Origin of the sequence: Mesorhizobium sp. B2-3-13, from assembly GCF_006442195.1 — a bacterium.
GTDB lineage: Bacteria > Pseudomonadota > Alphaproteobacteria > Rhizobiales > Rhizobiaceae > Mesorhizobium > Mesorhizobium salmacidum.
Map to the genome: position 1 here is coordinate 250,109 of NZ_VFVQ01000006.1, position 14,658 is coordinate 264,766.

At 64.9% G+C, this 14,658-nt stretch carries 18 protein-coding genes; 11 read left to right on the forward strand and 7 right to left on the reverse strand.

Annotation, left to right across the window (positions count from 1 at the left end; genetic code table 11):
* Positions 1-114 precede the first annotated feature (114 nt).
* Positions 115-849 (forward strand): AzlC family ABC transporter permease, encoded by a 735-nt coding sequence (locus FJ941_RS09995; RefSeq protein ID WP_140505158.1) that lies wholly within the window; start codon positions 115-117, stop codon positions 847-849.
* A complete protein-coding gene (locus tag FJ941_RS10000) occupies positions 846-1,145 on the forward strand; it encodes an AzlD family protein (protein ID WP_140505159.1) in 300 nt (99 codons plus the stop codon). Before FJ941_RS09995 ends, FJ941_RS10000 begins: the two co-directional genes overlap by 4 nt.
* 53 nt (positions 1,146-1,198) lie before the next feature.
* On the opposite strand, the gene FJ941_RS10005 is transcribed toward FJ941_RS10000, so the two are convergent.
* The gene (locus FJ941_RS10005; protein ID WP_140505161.1) at positions 1,199-1,831 is read right to left on the reverse strand and encodes an FMN-dependent NADH-azoreductase; all 633 of its coding nucleotides are present in this window, start codon (positions 1,829-1,831) and stop codon (positions 1,199-1,201) included.
* Positions 1,832-1,940: 109 nt separating this feature from the next.
* Here FJ941_RS10005 and FJ941_RS10010 point away from each other — a divergent pair, with 109 nt between their 5' ends.
* Positions 1,941-2,903: a LysR family transcriptional regulator gene (locus FJ941_RS10010; RefSeq protein WP_140505163.1), complete on the forward strand. Its 963-nt coding sequence runs from the start codon at positions 1,941-1,943 to the stop codon at positions 2,901-2,903.
* Positions 2,904-2,920: 17 nt separating this feature from the next.
* Here the strand turns inward: FJ941_RS10010 and FJ941_RS29190 are convergent, their stop codons facing one another.
* A complete protein-coding gene (locus FJ941_RS29190) occupies positions 2,921-3,019 on the reverse strand; it encodes a putative RiPP precursor (protein WP_198028830.1) in 99 nt (32 codons plus the stop codon).
* Positions 3,020-3,189: 170 nt separating this feature from the next.
* Here FJ941_RS29190 and FJ941_RS10015 point away from each other — a divergent pair, with 170 nt between their 5' ends.
* A complete protein-coding gene (locus tag FJ941_RS10015; protein WP_140505165.1) occupies positions 3,190-3,771 on the forward strand; it encodes a TetR/AcrR family transcriptional regulator in 582 nt (193 codons plus the stop codon).
* Between the two features lie 67 nt (positions 3,772-3,838).
* On the forward strand, positions 3,839-5,110 hold the full coding sequence (fabF, locus tag FJ941_RS10020; protein ID WP_140505167.1) for a beta-ketoacyl-ACP synthase II: 1,272 nt from the start codon (positions 3,839-3,841) through the stop codon (positions 5,108-5,110).
* A 30-nt stretch (positions 5,111-5,140) separates the two neighbouring features.
* On the opposite strand, the gene FJ941_RS10025 is transcribed toward fabF, so the two are convergent.
* Positions 5,141-5,734: a TetR/AcrR family transcriptional regulator gene (locus FJ941_RS10025; protein ID WP_140505168.1), complete on the reverse strand. Its 594-nt coding sequence runs from the start codon at positions 5,732-5,734 to the stop codon at positions 5,141-5,143.
* A gap of 66 nt (positions 5,735-5,800) precedes the next feature.
* On the opposite strand from FJ941_RS10025, the gene FJ941_RS10030 reads away from it, so the two are divergent.
* The gene (locus FJ941_RS10030; protein WP_140505170.1) at positions 5,801-6,226 is read left to right on the forward strand and encodes a VOC family protein; all 426 of its coding nucleotides are present in this window, start codon (positions 5,801-5,803) and stop codon (positions 6,224-6,226) included.
* A gap of 9 nt (positions 6,227-6,235) precedes the next feature.
* On the opposite strand, the gene FJ941_RS10035 is transcribed toward FJ941_RS10030, so the two are convergent.
* Positions 6,236-7,186 carry a trypsin-like peptidase domain-containing protein gene (locus FJ941_RS10035; RefSeq protein WP_140505171.1) on the reverse strand — a complete coding sequence of 317 codons (951 nt, stop codon included), beginning with the start codon at positions 7,184-7,186 and terminating at the stop codon, positions 6,236-6,238.
* Between the two features lie 226 nt (positions 7,187-7,412).
* Here FJ941_RS10035 and FJ941_RS10040 point away from each other — a divergent pair, with 226 nt between their 5' ends.
* The gene (locus FJ941_RS10040) at positions 7,413-8,285 is read left to right on the forward strand and encodes a S1C family serine protease (protein ID WP_140505173.1); all 873 of its coding nucleotides are present in this window, start codon (positions 7,413-7,415) and stop codon (positions 8,283-8,285) included.
* 8 nt (positions 8,286-8,293) lie between these two features.
* A complete protein-coding gene (locus FJ941_RS10045) occupies positions 8,294-8,932 on the forward strand; it encodes a helix-turn-helix transcriptional regulator (protein WP_140505200.1) in 639 nt (212 codons plus the stop codon).
* A gap of 6 nt (positions 8,933-8,938) precedes the next feature.
* Here FJ941_RS10045 and FJ941_RS10050 read toward each other — a convergent pair whose 3' ends face one another.
* Positions 8,939-9,328 (reverse strand): type II toxin-antitoxin system VapC family toxin, encoded by a 390-nt coding sequence (locus FJ941_RS10050; protein WP_140505175.1) that lies wholly within the window; start codon positions 9,326-9,328, stop codon positions 8,939-8,941.
* Positions 9,325-9,591 (reverse strand): type II toxin-antitoxin system VapB family antitoxin, encoded by a 267-nt coding sequence (locus FJ941_RS10055; RefSeq protein ID WP_140505177.1) that lies wholly within the window; start codon positions 9,589-9,591, stop codon positions 9,325-9,327. The genes FJ941_RS10050 and FJ941_RS10055 overlap by 4 nt, the downstream gene beginning before the upstream one ends.
* Before the next feature lie 177 nt (positions 9,592-9,768).
* On the opposite strand from FJ941_RS10055, the gene FJ941_RS10060 reads away from it, so the two are divergent.
* Positions 9,769-10,635, forward strand: coding sequence for an NAD(P)-dependent oxidoreductase (locus tag FJ941_RS10060; protein ID WP_140505179.1), 867 nt, complete (start codon positions 9,769-9,771; stop codon positions 10,633-10,635).
* Positions 10,636-11,017: 382 nt separating this feature from the next.
* Here FJ941_RS10060 and FJ941_RS10065 read toward each other — a convergent pair whose 3' ends face one another.
* Positions 11,018-13,189: an OmpA family protein gene (locus FJ941_RS10065; RefSeq protein WP_246673761.1), complete on the reverse strand. Its 2,172-nt coding sequence runs from the start codon at positions 13,187-13,189 to the stop codon at positions 11,018-11,020.
* A 301-nt stretch (positions 13,190-13,490) separates the two neighbouring features.
* Between FJ941_RS10065 and FJ941_RS10070 the strand changes: the two genes are divergently transcribed.
* Positions 13,491-13,937: a YcgN family cysteine cluster protein gene (locus FJ941_RS10070; protein ID WP_027146015.1), complete on the forward strand. Its 447-nt coding sequence runs from the start codon at positions 13,491-13,493 to the stop codon at positions 13,935-13,937.
* A 148-nt stretch (positions 13,938-14,085) separates the two neighbouring features.
* Positions 14,086-14,460, forward strand: coding sequence for a hypothetical protein (locus FJ941_RS10075; protein WP_140505183.1), 375 nt, complete (start codon positions 14,086-14,088; stop codon positions 14,458-14,460).
* Positions 14,461-14,658: the final 198 nt, after the last annotated feature.

Sequence of the window (14,658 nt, forward strand, 5' to 3'; positions counted from 1 at the left end):
AGACAACAATCTTCGCAACCAAATTGCCGGGAGGTGTAGGTATGTTTCGCCCCTGACATCACGAAATTTCCAAACGCAGGGCAGGGCGGCTGCGAGGCCGGCCTATGGCAGACCATGAGCGTTTCACAGGCAGTCGAGGCAGCCGGCAATGGTTCGGAATCCGAGTTCCGCCGTGGTGTGATGTCCTGCGCGCCGGTGCTGTTCGGCACCATTCCCTACGCGCTCGTGCTTGGCGCCCAGGCCACGCAGAAGGGGCTGAGCACGGTCGAGTTATCCCTGATGACCGGCCTGAACTTCGCCGGCGGTTCGGAATTCGCGGCGATCCAGTTGTGGACGTCGCCGCCGCACATCCTGCTCATTGTCGCCATCACCTTCCTGGTCAACAGCCGTCATCTGCTGATGGGGGCGGCGCTCGCGCCGTTCCTGCGCGAGCTACCGCGGCGCAAGGTTTTCCCGGCGCTGTTCTTCATGTGCGACGAAAGCTGGGCACTTGGCCTGGCCGATGCCAAACAGCGTGCCGCCGCGGGCATCGGCCCGGCCTTCAGCCCGCGCTATTATATGGGCGCGGCGCTGGCGATGTATCTCACCTGGGTAGCCTTCACGACGCTCGGCGCCTTGCTCGGCCCGATGCTGGGCGATGTCGAGACCTATGGTTTCGATATGGCGTTTCCGGCCGTCTTCCTGGTGCTGATGCGCGGCATGTGGAAAGGCTTTGCCGCCGCGCGACCGTGGCTCGTCAGCCTGGCAGTCGCCGCGCTTGTCTATCTCTTCGTTCCCGGCGCCTGGTATGTCGCGGCGGGTGCTGTGTCGGGGCTGGTCGCGGCCTGGTTGCTGGCAGGTGATGCATGATCAACACGACAACCCTTCTCACCATCGTGCTGATGGCCGGCGTCACCTATCTGACGCGGATCGGCGGCTATGTCGTGCTGCGCAACCGCGTGCTCAGCACCCGCGCCACGGCGGTGATGGACGCAGCGCCCGGCTGCGTGCTGATCTCTGTCATCGCGCCGGCCTTCGTGTCGCGGAATCCGGCTGATCTTGCGGCGTTGGCCGTCACGCTGGCGGCGGCAACGCGGCTTTCCATGCTGCCGACCGTGCTGATCGGGGTCGCTTCGGCCGGCCTCTTGCGGCATCTGATCGGCTGAAACGAAAAGGCAGGCGCGAACGCCTGCCTTTCGAGTTCAGATTATCCAGAGCCTTACGCGGCAGCAGCAGCCTGCTGGCTGGCCACCACGGCGTCGACCTTGGCGGTCGCCTTGGCGAGCGCCGCAGTGACCGCGTCCGGGCCCATGCCGACGCCTTCGATGCGGATGACATCGACATCGGTCATGCCGAGGAAGCCGAGCACGCCGCGCAAATAGGGAATGGCGTGATCGAACTGCACGGCCGCGCCCTCGGAATAGATGCCGCCCGAAGCCAGCACGATATAGACCTTCTTGCCGGTGACGAGGCCCTTGGGACCATTCTCGCCATAGGCAAAGCTCCGGCCGGAGCGGGCGATGTGGTCGACCCAGGACTTCAGGGTCGAGGAGATGTTGAAGTTAATGAAGCCGGTGGCGAGGATCACCGTGTCGGCAGCAAACAGTTCGTCCAGCACCGCGTCCGAAACGCCCACCACCTCGGCCTGGCGCGGGGTGCGGGCATCGGCCGGCGTGTAGATGCCGGTCGCATAGTCGGCATCGATGTGCGGCAGCGGGTTGGCGACGAGATCGCGCACGACCAGCGTGTTCGATGGGTCGGCGGCGAGAAGCTTCTGAGCGAACTCGGTGGCGATGCGGGTCGAGTGCGAGGCAGCGCCGCGGGGGCTCGAGGTAACAAGAAGAATGGACATGGCGGGTCTCTCCAGTTGAATGAATTGTCCCGACATATATGGGCTATCGATCCATCCGATAAACTGGTATATTTTCTATACGATCCATCTATAAAGTAGATACACAACGATGCAGCCGAACCCGACCCTCGACCAGCTCCAGATCCTTGTCGCGGTTGCCGACACCGGCAGTTTCTCGGCCGCCGGTCGCAAGCTCAACCGGGCACAATCCGTCATCAGTTATGGCATCGCCAATCTCGAGGCGCAGCTCGGGCTGAAGCTGTTCGAGCGCGAGGGCACGCGCGAGCCGCAACTGACCGAGATCGGCCGGGCGATGCTGGAAGACGCGCGGCGCATGATTGGCGTGCTGCAGCGGATGCGCTCGCGCGTCGACGGGCACCATCACGGGCTGGAGGCCGAGGTGGCGCTGGCGGTGGACGTGGCATTGCCTTCCCCCGTACTGGTGCGGGTGCTCCAGGCATTCGAGGCGCGGTTTCCGACCGTGATGCTGCGCCTGCATATCGGCACGCTCGGTCTCATCCCCGATCTTGTCGTCAACGGACAGGCCGATCTGGGCATTGGAGGCTTGCTGGGCGATGTCGACGTGCATCTCGTGCGCATCGGTTTCATGTCGCTGGTGCCGGCGGCCGCACCCAGCCATCCGCTGGCACAGCTGCCGAAGCCGGTGGCGCTCGAGGATGTGCGCGAGCACACGCAGCTTGTCGTCACCGATCAGTCGGAGCGCACCAAGGGACGTGATTACGGCGTCTTCGCCTACCGCACCTGGCGCCTGACCGACGTGCGCACCAAGCACATACTGATGCGCGAGGGGCTGGGCTGGGGTGGGCTGCCGCGCTGGTTGATCGCCGACGATCTGGCCAGCGGCCGCCTGGTGGAGCTTGATCTCGAACCCTACAAGGAGGTGAGTTCGCCACTGTTCGCCATGCACCGCAACGATCGCAGCCCGAAGCCGGCGGCCGCCTGGTTGATCGACCGGTTCAAGCGCGGGCTCGGCTGCTTCAACGAGTTCGAGCCGGGCGAGGTGCCCGAAGAGGAGCCGGAGACCCATGGCGTGTCCGGCTCCGGCACCTGACCCGGGCACCCGAGAAATCACTGGATTATCGTCACCCCGGAAACCACGATCTGCGCGGTGCGGGCGGTCAATTTCCCGTGCTTGCGTAGCGTCGGTTTTTCATAGGTCTTTTTCATGTGTCGGTCCCGAATGTGAGCCTTGAGGATGCCCTGCCATAACGAGATTGGAGGGTTCCGGTTGCGTCGCCATCTCATTCCCCACCGCGGAGTGGGACAGATTCAGGTTAGATTGCAATAGAACTCTATCCCTGTTATAGATGTTGGACAAAATCTAAATTGAGGTCGACATGCGAGTCAATCGCACGCAGGCGGAAGCAAATCGCGAAGCGGTGATCAACGCGGCAAGCCGTCTATTTCGAGAGCACGGCTTTGACGGCATCGGGCTGAAGGATCTGATGAAGGGTGCCGGGCTGACCCAAGGCGCCTTCTACAAGCAGTTCGAATCCAAGGAGGACTTGGCGGCGCAGGCATCGCGGCGAGCGATGGAGCACGCAACCCGCAGATGGTCGGCTGTTGCTGCCGGGAGCCCTGATCCCCTTGAAGCCGTTATCGGGCTCTACCTTTCGCCTGGACATCGCGAAGAGAAGAGCGACGGTTGTCCGATCGTGGCGCTTGGTTCGGACGCGGCGCGTCAAAGCGAGGAAGTGAGGGGCCCCTTTCAGGATGGGATCGCAGCTCACCTTGAGGTTATCGACGAATTGATGCCGGCGGCAGAAGGTCCAAAAACCCATCGCAAGGCCATGGCGATGCTGTCGCTGATGGTGGGAGCCGTGACGATCTCCCGTATCCTTAGCGATGAAGAGATGTCGCAACGTTTTCTCGATGCCGCCGCCGGCGAAGTCAGGCGAATTGCGGCCGCGCGGGAATAGAAGCGATCGCGATCGAGCGTCGGCACGGCGCCGCCGCGCGAACGGATCAACAGAAGCTGGAGCAGACATGCGTCGTATCGTCATTACAGGCATGGGAGCAGTTAGCCCCCTCGGAGCCAACGCGGCGACTTCCTGGTCGCGGCTCCTAGCTGGCCGCTCGGGCATTCGGAGCCTGCCGGCTGAAATGGTGGGAGACCTGCCGGCGAAAGTCGGCGGAATTGTTCCCTCCTTGCAGGAGGACCCCGAGGCCGGCTTCGATCCGGACACCGTCCTGGTTCCGAAGGAACAGCGCAGGGCGGACCGCTTCATTCTCTTCGCATTGGCGGCGGCGGAAGAGGCGCTGGCCCAGGCGAGGTGGAAGCCGGTTTCGGACGACGACAGGGCCCGCACCGCGACGATCATCGCTTCGGGTATCGGAGGATTTCCCGCGATAACCGAAGCCGTGCGAACCGTCGATCAGCGCGGTGTTCGGCGTCTCTCGCCGTTCACGGTGCCATCGTTCCTGGTGAACATGGCGGCGGGACAGATTTCGATCCGATATGGGTTCAAAGGCCCGCTCGGCGCTCCGGTGACGGCGTGCGCGGCCGGCATCCAGGCGATCGGCGATGCGGCGCGTCTCATCCGCTCCAATGAAGCCGACATCGCGGTGTGCGGTGGAACGGAAGCCTGCATGAATGCGGTCAGCCTCGGCGGCTTTGCCGCCGCACGCTCCCTTTCGACCTCCTTCAATCACCGTCCCGATCAGGCCTCCCGTCCCTTCGACATGCTGCGTGACGGCTTCGTCATGGGCGAAGGAGCCGGAATCCTGGTCATCGAGGCATTGAGCCACGCGCTTGCGCGCGGCGCCAAGCCGCTCGCCGAGCTCGTCGGCTACGGCACGACGGCGGACGCTTATCACATCACCTCCGGCCCCGAGGATGGCGACGGTGCGCGGCGGGCCATGGAGATCGCGATTACCCAAGCCGGTATTTCGCCGCGTGAGGTCCGCCACCTCAATGCGCATGCGACCTCCACGCCGGTCGGCGATGCGGGGGAAATAGAGGCGATCAAAAGGGTCTTTGGCGCGGATTTCAGCATCGCCGTCAGCGGAACGAAGTCGGCGACCGGGCACCTGCTCGGAGCCGCCGGTGGGCTTGCGGCGATCTTCACGATCCTGGCGCTTAGGGGCCAGGTCGCACCGCCGACCCTGAATTTGAGCGCCCCCGATCCGACCGGCGACGGGATCGACTTCGTCGCAAACCACGCCCGGCCAATGGAGATGGACTACGCGATCTCCAATGGCTTCGGCTTTGGAGGCGTAAACGCCAGTGCGTTGTTCCGGCGCTGGACGGACAGTTGAGTAGCGTGGGCCACCTTTGGGCGACCTGCATCAGGCGCGGGACAGTCCGTCTATCAGCGCCGTCAGGACGGCGCGGTAGTCCTCGGCTGATGCGCCCGCCTCGATGGCGAGCGCAGCGCGGTCGAAAGCAGAACCGAGCAGCGCCGTCAGCGCCTCCGCCGGCAGCTTTGTCATCGATCGTGCCCGCATGGCGGCGACAAGGCCTTCACGCAGCGAGCGGTTGCCATGGCGACTATCGATCGCGTCCATGGCGGTGCGGCCGAGGACGGCCGGGCCGTCGAGCAGCAAGAGCCGCGTGCGGCCGGGCGCGCGCATGGCCATGAGATAGGCATCGGAACCGGCAATCAGCGCATCGCGGGCGCTGAGCGAAGGCGGGGAGGCGCGGTCAATCTCCCGCGCCACAGCCGCCGCTTCCTGTTCAACCACGGCGGCGAAAAGTGCCTGCTTGTCGGCAAAGTGGTGATAGAGCGCGCCGCGCGTCACGCCTGCGGCGGCAACGATCTCCGGCGTGCCGGTCTCAACATAGGACTTTTCCGTAAACAGTTTGCGCGCCGCCGCGATCAGGTCGGCGCGTGTCGCCTCGGTGCGGTCGCGGTTCGAGCGGCGCCCGGATTCCTGTTGCATACATGCAGCCTGTATGTTAATTCGATTTACATGCAGACTGTATGTTAATTGACGGGAGAAGGAAAGATGAAGACGACGAGCTACTACCCGGTGCTGATGACCGGCGATGTCGCCGGCACGGCCGCCTTTTATGTCGAGCATTTCGGCTTCCAGCCGCTGTTTACGAGCGACTGGTACGTGCACCTCCAATCGGTGGACAAACGCAGGGTCAACCTAGGCATCGTCCAGGGCGACCACGAGACGATCCCTGAGGAGGGGCGGGGGCGCACCTCGGGCCTGCTGATCAATTTCGAGGTCCGCGATCCTGACGCAGTCTACGAACGGATCACCGCCGCCGGCCTGCCGATCCTGCGCACGCTGCGCGACGAGCCCTTCGGCCAGCGCCACTTCATCACCAAGGATCCCAACGGCGTGCTGATCGACGTCATCAAGCCGATCCCGCCCAGCGAGGAGTTCCTGGCGCAGTATGCCGAAGGCGCGGCGGGGGTGTGAGCGGCAGCCTCAACCAGCCCTTGCCACCGGCGTCACCGCCACCTGGCTGACGCCGGTGCGGCGTACCACGGTGCACAGCGTCTCGCGGCCGATGCGCTCGGCGTCGAGCATGCGCACGAGATCGTCGACGCCCGTCACCGGGCGCCCGTCGATGGCGGCGATGATGTCGCCTTCCTTGAGACCTGCCTTGGCCGCCGGGCCGTCCTTCTCGACGCTGCGCAGCCGCACGGCCGTGCTGGTCGAAACCTGCGACAGCAACGCCGCGCGGCGCGGCAGGTTTACGGTGTCGGCGGAGACGCCGATGAAGGCGCGGCGCACGCGGCCGAAGCGGATGATCTCGGAAATGACGAACCTGGCGGTGTTGGAGGCGACGGCGAAGGCAATGCCTTGCGCGCCGTGGATCATGGCGGTGTTGACGCCGATCACTTCGCCCGCCGACGACACCAGCGGCCCACCGGAATTGCCGGGGTTGAGCGCGGCGTCGGTCTGGATGACGTCGTCGATCAGCCTGCCGGTCGAGGCGCGCATCGAGCGGCCGAGCGCCGAGACCACGCCCGAGGTGACCGTCCATTCGAAGCCCAGCGGATTGCCGATGGCAATCGCGATCTGGCCGCGCCGCAGCCGCTTGGAATCGCCGAGCGGCGCCACATCGGCGAAGCTGCCATCGGCGCGCACCAAGGCGATGTCGGTGTCGGGATCGCGGCCGAGCACGCGGCCCTCGCTGGAGGCGCCGTCCGGCATCGAGACGCGCACTGTTCTGGCGTCACCCACGACATGGAAATTGGTGACGACCAGCCCATCCGGCGCGATGACGAAGCCCGACCCATGGCCGCCCAGGCCGCCGATGCGCTCGATGCGGCAGACGGCCGGGCCGATGCGATCGACAGCGTCCGCTACTGTTTCGGAATAGGCGTCGAGCAAGGTGTCATCGGATTGGATTTTGGGGGCGGCGAGGGCCATGAACGGGCTCCGTGTTTTCAGGCACAACGATGCGTTTGTTACATGCGTGTCGTTGTCCCAAAACCGGTGAGCACTTTTGCGCGACACGCACTATATGTGCGGAGCGGCCCGAACCGCCGCGACCTGACCAGATGGCCAGTCAAACCCACAACTAGCCGTCAGGCGAGTACCCGCAAGCGCGCCGTCGAGCGATATCTGGGACATGCAAGAAACCCAGGAGACCCTTATGAGCGACTTCAATTTGAGCGCGTTTTCAGATGCCATCGCCGATCTGGCAGCGAAAGCCGCGCCGGCGACGGCGAGCTTCGCCACCCATCACCACCGCACGGCCAGCGCCTTCCATTGGCGCGACGGCTATTTCGTCACCGCCGAGGAGGCCGTCGAGGCCGGCGAGGAGATCGAACTGACGCTGGCCTCCGGCGCGACGGTGAGGGCCGAACTCATCGGCCGCGATCCTTCGACGGGCGTCGCCCTGCTGAAGCCCGCCGATGCGGCGACCGCGCCTGTCCTTGCCAGGGCCGATGCCGTTCGGCCAGGCAACATCGCCATTGCCATCGGCAGCAGCCAGGGTTCAGCACTGGCCGTGTCCGGCTCGGTCGGCGAAGTCGGGCCGGCCTGGCGCTCGATGCGCGGCGGCACCATCGACCGGCGCATCAACCTGGCCGTCGGCGCCGGCGGCCGCTTCGAGGGCGGCCCGGTGCTCGACGCCAAGGGCGCGCTGATCGGCATGCTGTTGTTCGGGCCGCGCGGCCGTGCGCTGGTCATGCCCTACGAGACGATCGAACGCGCGGTGGCGACGCTGCGCGAAAAGGGCCATGTCGCACGCGGCTATCTCGGCGCTGGCCTGCATCCGGTGCGTGATCGCGACGCACATGGCGCAATGGTGATGAGCCTCGACGACAATGGCCCGGCCAAGGCCGCCGGCCTCTCACTCGGCGACATCATCGTGGCGTGGAACGGCGAGGCCGTGCATGGCCCGCGCGACCTGATCCGCCGGCTCGGGCCTGACAGTGCCGGTGCTTCGGTGACGTTGGGTGTCGTGCGGGGCGGCGAACAGCGCGACGTCGTCCTGATCATCGGCGAAAAGCCGCTGAGTTGAGAGGAATGATGGAAGCACGCGCCAGCGACCGGATCGGGACCGACAGTGCGGCTTCGCGGCGGCTGGTGGTGCTGATCGCGCTTGGCGATGCCGGGCGCGCCGAGCGCCTGGCCGCCTCGCTTGCCGCCAGCGACGACCTGTTGCCGGTGGTCGTTGGCGGCGGCAGGGCCGATGTCGCGATCGTCGACGACAGGAGCGGTGATGCCGTGCCGGCCTCGGTGCCACGGGTGCTGCTGTCGGCGCGCGCCGGCGGCGAGCGGCCTGCCGGCGAAGTGTCTGCCGTCATGCCCGCCGGCGCGGACGACCTGCTGATCGCCGCGGCGGCGCGGTTGGCCGCCGCTGGCTACAGCATATCGGGCAATGGCCGCGCGCCCGGACGCCGTGAGGATTTCCACGCCGGCGATGGCGAGCCGTTCGAGGATGACGTTCTGGACGAGCACGCCGCCCGGCCGGCGCTGTCGCCACGCGAGGCGGAAGTGCTGGCGCTGCTCGCCGAAGGCGCGCCCAACAAGGTGATCGCGCGGCGGCTCAACATTTCCGTGCATACGGCGAAGTTCCACGTCGCCGCGATCCTGATCAAGCTCGGCGCCGCCAATCGTACGGACGCCATCGCCATTGCCATGCGACAGGGGCTGGTGCTGGTCTGATATCGATCAGACCGCCGCTTCGATGTCGGTCAGGCGGAAATCATCACCTTTGAAGAGCAGCGGCATGGCTTCGAGCCGGGCCGTGGCGTAGGCGATGCAGTCGCCGAAGTTCAGCGCCGCCGGGTGCCGGCCCTTGCCGTAACGCAGAAAGGCTTGCCGGGCGACAGCTGCATGGTCGTCGGTGAAGTCGGTTGTCTCGATCGAGGCGGTGCGCAGGAAGCGGTCGAGGCGATCCAGGATTTCATCCTGCCGGCCGCCCGCGAGCACCATGGTGGTTTCAAGAAAGGTTGGCGCTGCCAGCAACCGTCTCTTGGCTTGCGTGATCGCGAGCACGAAACGTTCGAAGCCCGGCTCGACACGCAAAATGGCGACCAAGGCCGAGGAATCGATGATCATTTCGTCGGGATTCCGAATTCGTCGTAACCGAGGATTTCGTCGTCAGTCATCGCATTTTCGCGCTTGGGGATTTTTCCGGCGCTATCGGAAATTGCCATCAACCGTTGAAATAGGTCGCTTGCTTCATCACGAGGCACCAACCGTTCGCGCGCAACCTCGCGCTCAAGGCTTTGACGGATCGCCTCGGTCACGGACACGCGGCGGCGGCGGGCGAGTTCACGCGCCAATTGCTCGACTTCCATGTTCTTGATCGAGAGTGCCATTGTATATTCTACCTATCTGTATAGAATATACACCAGACTCCGGGTCAATCCAACATGTTTCAGGCACTCGGCCAGCCAGCCTCCGCAGCGTCACCATGGCTTGCCGTCACAAGCTCTTGTATCCCCCTGCTGCGCGGGCAAGGATCGTACAAAGAAGTATGAGGACGCGGAGGAAAAATGTCGCTCAAGGGAAAGACGCTGTTCATCTCCGGCGGGTCGCGCGGCATCGGGCTGGCGATCGCGCTGCGCGCCGCGCGTGACGGCGCCAATGTGACGATCGCGGCCAAGACCGCAGAGCCGCATCCCAAGCTGCCGGGCACGATCTACAGCGCGGCGCAAGAGATCGAGCAGGCGGGCGGCAAGGCGCTGCCGATGCTGTGCGACATCCGCGAGGAAGGGCAGGTCGCCGAGGCGGTCGCCAGGACCGTCGAGAAATTCGGCGGCATCGATATCTGCGTCAACAATGCCAGCGCCATCCAGCTTACCGGCACGCTGGAAACCGACATGAAGCGCTACGACCTGATGCATCAGATCAACACGCGCGGCACCTTCCTCGTCTCCAAAATGTGCATCCCGCACCTGAAGTTGGCTAAAAACCCTCACATCCTGAATCTGGCGCCGCCGCTCGACATGAAGGCCAAATGGTTCAAGAACCACGTCGCCTACACCATGGCCAAGTTCGGCATGTCGATGTGCACGCTGGGCATGAGCGCGGAATTCGCCAAGGACGGCATCGCCGTCAATTCGCTGTGGCCGATCTCGACCATCGACACTGCGGCGGTGCGCAATCTTCTGGGTGGGGCGACGGTGGCGGCGATGAGCCGGTCGCCAGACATCATGGCCGATGCCGCGCATGCGATCTTCATGCGGCCGTCGCGCGAGGCGACGGGCAATTTCTACATCGACGAGGAGGTGCTGCGCGCCGAGGGCGTCAGCGATTTCTCGGTCTATGCGCCAGGCGCGACCGGGCCGTTGGCGGGAGATTTTTTTGTTCCCGACGAGGTGTTTGCCAATTCCGATACGAACGTCAAAAGCATCTATTAGGAAGCGTTACCCGCCACTGGCGCTGCCCTTATCCGCCTGCCGGCTCCGCTTCATGGACAGTTCCGGTTGTTCTCTGGTCGGCATTGAGAGCGTATTCCGGCCACCATGCCACCATTTGCAAGATGGATCTGAAACAAAAAACCCCGCCGGTGAGGGCCGGCGGGGCTCATTACGTCCCGCTGGAGTCGGGACGGGGCAGGGAACGCCCAGAGAAGAATCTGGGGTGGGAAGCCCAGTGATTCAATGAGTTGGCTCTAATGGCTGTACAATTCTTGTTGACCCGGTCCTGCTGCCCATGGTTCCAGCCCATCCCGGTTGACCGGGATGGGACCTTGTTGCCGGCCTGATTCCAGAAATTACTGCAAGCCGCTGGAAAGGCCGGTCAATTGTTGCTCGCCACCGGCGCCACCAGAGGGGTGATGCGGCGGATGGCGACACGCCGGTTCTCGCGGTTGGGCGCCGAGGTGTCGACCTTCAGATACTCCTCGCCATAGCCCTGTGTCGTCAGGTTCTCGGCCGGGATGCCGAAGGCATTGGTCAGCGCTTCCGCAACCGCTTCGGCACGGCGATCCGACAAGGCAAGGTTCGCCTCCGGCGTTCCGACGGCGTCGGTATGGCCTTCGATCAGGAAGGTCTCCGCCGGGTTCTTCTTCAACAGCTTCTCCATGGCGTCGGCGACACCCTGGAGCTTCTGCACCTCGGTGTCGGAGATCGAAGAGGAGCCGAATTCGAAGTTCAGCGTATCGAGGTCGATGCGCCGGGCAATGTCACGCACGCGGGCCGAACGCTTGACCTCGTTGATCGAATAGAGGCGCTGCACCTTCTCCACCGGCGGCTGTTCGAGGAAGGTATAGTAGTCGTCGTCGCTTTCGACATCCTCGGAATCGAGAATATAATCCCGGCGCGGGATGGTCAGCCGCATAGGCGGCAGGTCATCGCCGGGATCGCGCCAGTCCTCTTCGTCCTGGTAGCTGCGCTCGTCGACATAGCTCAGCACATATTCGCGACCGTCGGGGGCGATGCGCGACCGCTGCAGGATGTCGCCGTAGCGGTTGCGGATGGTAACGATCCGGAAGCCATTGTCGCGCTCGACCGTCTCGCGTGTGCGGCCCTGCGGCAGGTCCTCGTAGTAGACATCCTTGGCGCCGCGGGTCAGGCGCGGGCGGTCATTGCTCTGGACGAACGTCTGGTTGTTGAACTGGACGATGACCCGGTCACCGATCTCCTTGAGCACGTCAACGCCCTTGGGCCGGCGGCGCTCACGAATGTCCTCGTCAGGCGCGCGCTCGATGCGCTTGCCCTGCTCCTGAGTGACCGGCACGATCTTTTCGGGCCTGATCGCCTCCTGGGCGGCCCTATCGTCGGTTGGAGGCGGGCCCTGATCCACCGGCGCCACTACCGGCTTGCGGCCCTGCTCACCGCCCTGCTGGGCATTTTGGCCACCATTCTGCTGCCCACCATTCTGCTCTTCGCCATTCTGGTTGGCGGGCTGGTTGGCGGGCGTCCGGCCACCCTGGCCATTCTCGACGCGACCCTTGCGCCTGGCATCCTTCTGGCTGTCGAGGATAGGGGCGGCGTTCTTGTCGGCGGGTGCTTCGCCCTGAACCGGGTTTTCGCCCTGGACAGGCGCGGCTTGTCGACCGGTAGCGGGCTGCTCTCCGGTCGCCGGCTGTTCGCCGGTGGCGGGCTGTTTGCCCGTCTGCGGCTGTTCGCCGTTCGCAGGCTGCTCGCCGGTCGTAGGCTGTTCGCCAGCCGGTTTCCTGCCGTGCTTCTTCGTCTTGTCCTGGGACTGTTCGCCTTGGGCGGGAGGCTGCTCGCCGGCGGGGGCCGGTTCAACCTTCGGCGCCGCTTCGCCGGCAGGAGCCTGCTTCGGCGTCGGGGCGGTCTCCGGCACGGCGGCCGGTGCCTCTTTCTGCTGATCCTGCTTGGGTTTCCTGCCGGGCTTGGTCGGCTGGTTGTCGTTGGCAGGGGCCGCCTCGCCGGCGGGAGCCTGCTCGGTCTGCTGCTGCTGGTCGCGCTTCTTCCTGCGCGGCTGCTGCTCGTCGGTGGCGGGTGCAGCCTGGCCGGCGGGAGCCTGCTCGGTCTGCTGCTGCTGCTGCTGCTGCTGCTGGTCGCGCTTCTTCCTGCGCGGCTGCTGCTCGTCAGTGGCGGGCGCTGCCTGGCCGGCGGGAGCCTGCTCGGTCTGCTGCTGCTGCTGCTGGTCGCGCTTCTTCCTGCGCGGCTGCTGCTCGTCTGTGGCGGGCGCTGCCTCGCCAGCAGGAGCCTGCTCGGCCTGCTGCTGCTGGTCGCGCTTCTTCCTGCGCGGCTGCTGCTCGTCTGTGGCGGGGGCCGCCTCGCCGGCGGGAGCCTGCTCGGCCTGCTGCTGCTGGTCGCGCTTCTTCTTGCGTGGCTGCTGTTCCTCGGCCGCGGGGGCGGGCTGCTGGGCGGCCGGGGCGGATTCCGTCTGCTGTTTCTGCTCGCGTTTCTTCTTGCGGAGCTGTTCCTCGTCGCTCTGCCCCTGGTCAGTGGGCGTGTCCTGCGCCAGGATGATCAGCGGTGCCCCCCCGCTTTGCATGGGGCCGAACGCGGCTGTCCCTTGAAGCGGGGACGCGCCTAACGGCGCGGATGCCATCAACAGGCCAAGGGCTGTGCCTGCCAGAATCCGTGGTTGGCGTTTCATCGAAATTCTCCTTGTGGGGTCCCATCCTTGCCGAAACCGCTTTTGACGAAATTGGTTCCGGTTGCCTATGGTTAGGGGGCGTACAGGGCTATTGGCCGGCCTTTTGAAGGCAACTTCATGTCATTCGGCCGGGTTCCGCCCTATTCCGGCTGTTGTCGCGCTTGACCTTGGCAGCGGCTGGGGCCACATGCCGGAAATGGAAACGCCGTTCTGGAAAACCAAGACGTTGGAAGCGATGAGCCCCACCGAGTGGGAATCGCTCTGCGACGGCTGCGGCAAGTGCTGCCTGTCGAAGCTCGAGGACGAGGACACAGGCGAAATCTACTGGACCAGCGTCGGCTGCCGGCTGTTCGACGCCGAAAGCTGCCGCTGTGCCGACTATGCCAACCGGCTGGCGCGTGTTCCCGATTGCGTCGGCCTGACGCCGCAGAATGTACGCACCATCAGTTGGCTACCCAGCACCTGCGCCTACCGGCTGGTGGCCGAGGGCCACGACCTTTACTGGTGGCACCGGTTGGTCTCGGGCAGTGCCGAAACCGTGCATGAGGCCGGCATCTCGATGCGCGGCCGGGTCAAGGCGAGCGAGACCGACCTTGCCGAACCGGAAGACTATTTTGACTACATGCTCGACGACGAACCCTGACGCGCGCAGAGGGGCCGGCGCTTTGCCCGCCGCATCACATGAACCGCGGATGAACAGCGAGTTCGTAAATAGTTCAGACAGGCCAGTGCATTCTCCCGCCATCGGTTTCACGAGGACGGGCGCGAGCCCGCGACAAGGAGAGAGAACCATGTATACCACCATAAAGACGGCAGCGCTTTCGGCTCTGGTCGGCCTCGGCACTCTGGCGGCCATCCCCGCCCACGCCGACAGCCTCTATCTCGGTTTCGGCAACAACAACGACCCGCGCTTCGGCGTCTATACCGGCGATGATGACGGCTATCGCCACCGCCGGGACGAGCGCCGCGACGATTGGCGCCGCGACGATTGGCGCCGCGGCTGCTCGCCGGACCGCGCCCTCGACAAGGCCGAGCGCATGGGGCTGCACCGTGCCCGCATCGTCGATGTCAACCGCCGTGTGGTCAAGGTGATGGGCCGTCAGTACGGCGACCGCATCGTCGTCGTGTTCGCCAACGAACGCGGTTGCCCGGTCATCTATCGCTGAAGACATGATCTTCCGCAGATTGGTAGCGGCATGATCCTCTGCGAGGATTAGCAGCGGCATAATCCTCTGCGAGGATTGGCCGGGAGATCCTCTAGATGGTCGGTCTGGACACGCCATCTGCGATGGTCGGTCTGGACACGCCATCTGCGATGGTCGGTCTGGACACGCCATCTGCGATGGTCGGTCTGGACACGCCAT

Excerpts from the sequence above, each read along its gene's own strand:
- FJ941_RS10015 (WP_140505165.1), top strand. The coding sequence starts at position 3,190 with ATGCGAGTCAATCGCACGCAGGCGGAAGCAAATCGCGAAGCGGTGATC.
- FJ941_RS10040 (WP_140505173.1), top strand. The coding sequence starts at position 7,413 with ATGAGCGACTTCAATTTGAGCGCGTTTTCAGATGCCATCGCCGATCTG.
- FJ941_RS10055 (WP_140505177.1), bottom strand. The coding sequence starts at position 9,591 with ATGGCACTCTCGATCAAGAACATGGAAGTCGAGCAATTGGCGCGTGAA.
- FJ941_RS10050 (WP_140505175.1), bottom strand. The coding sequence starts at position 9,328 with ATGATCATCGATTCCTCGGCCTTGGTCGCCATTTTGCGTGTCGAGCCG.
- FJ941_RS10000 (WP_140505159.1), top strand. The coding sequence starts at position 846 with ATGATCAACACGACAACCCTTCTCACCATCGTGCTGATGGCCGGCGTC.
- FJ941_RS10010 (WP_140505163.1), top strand. The coding sequence starts at position 1,941 with ATGCAGCCGAACCCGACCCTCGACCAGCTCCAGATCCTTGTCGCGGTT.
- fabF (WP_140505167.1), top strand. The coding sequence starts at position 3,839 with ATGCGTCGTATCGTCATTACAGGCATGGGAGCAGTTAGCCCCCTCGGA.
- FJ941_RS29190 (WP_198028830.1), bottom strand. The coding sequence starts at position 3,019 with ATGAAAAAGACCTATGAAAAACCGACGCTACGCAAGCACGGGAAATTG.
- FJ941_RS10045 (WP_140505200.1), top strand. The coding sequence starts at position 8,294 with ATGGAAGCACGCGCCAGCGACCGGATCGGGACCGACAGTGCGGCTTCG.
- FJ941_RS10005 (WP_140505161.1), bottom strand. The coding sequence starts at position 1,831 with ATGTCCATTCTTCTTGTTACCTCGAGCCCCCGCGGCGCTGCCTCGCAC.
- FJ941_RS10030 (WP_140505170.1), top strand. The coding sequence starts at position 5,801 with ATGAAGACGACGAGCTACTACCCGGTGCTGATGACCGGCGATGTCGCC.
- FJ941_RS10075 (WP_140505183.1), top strand. The coding sequence starts at position 14,086 with ATGTATACCACCATAAAGACGGCAGCGCTTTCGGCTCTGGTCGGCCTC.
- FJ941_RS10035 (WP_140505171.1), bottom strand. The coding sequence starts at position 7,186 with ATGGCCCTCGCCGCCCCCAAAATCCAATCCGATGACACCTTGCTCGAC.
- FJ941_RS10025 (WP_140505168.1), bottom strand. The coding sequence starts at position 5,734 with ATGCAACAGGAATCCGGGCGCCGCTCGAACCGCGACCGCACCGAGGCG.
- FJ941_RS10060 (WP_140505179.1), top strand. The coding sequence starts at position 9,769 with ATGTCGCTCAAGGGAAAGACGCTGTTCATCTCCGGCGGGTCGCGCGGC.
- FJ941_RS10065 (WP_246673761.1), bottom strand. The coding sequence starts at position 13,189 with ATGCAAAGCGGGGGGGCACCGCTGATCATCCTGGCGCAGGACACGCCC.
- FJ941_RS10070 (WP_027146015.1), top strand. The coding sequence starts at position 13,491 with ATGGAAACGCCGTTCTGGAAAACCAAGACGTTGGAAGCGATGAGCCCC.
- FJ941_RS09995 (WP_140505158.1), top strand. The coding sequence starts at position 115 with ATGAGCGTTTCACAGGCAGTCGAGGCAGCCGGCAATGGTTCGGAATCC.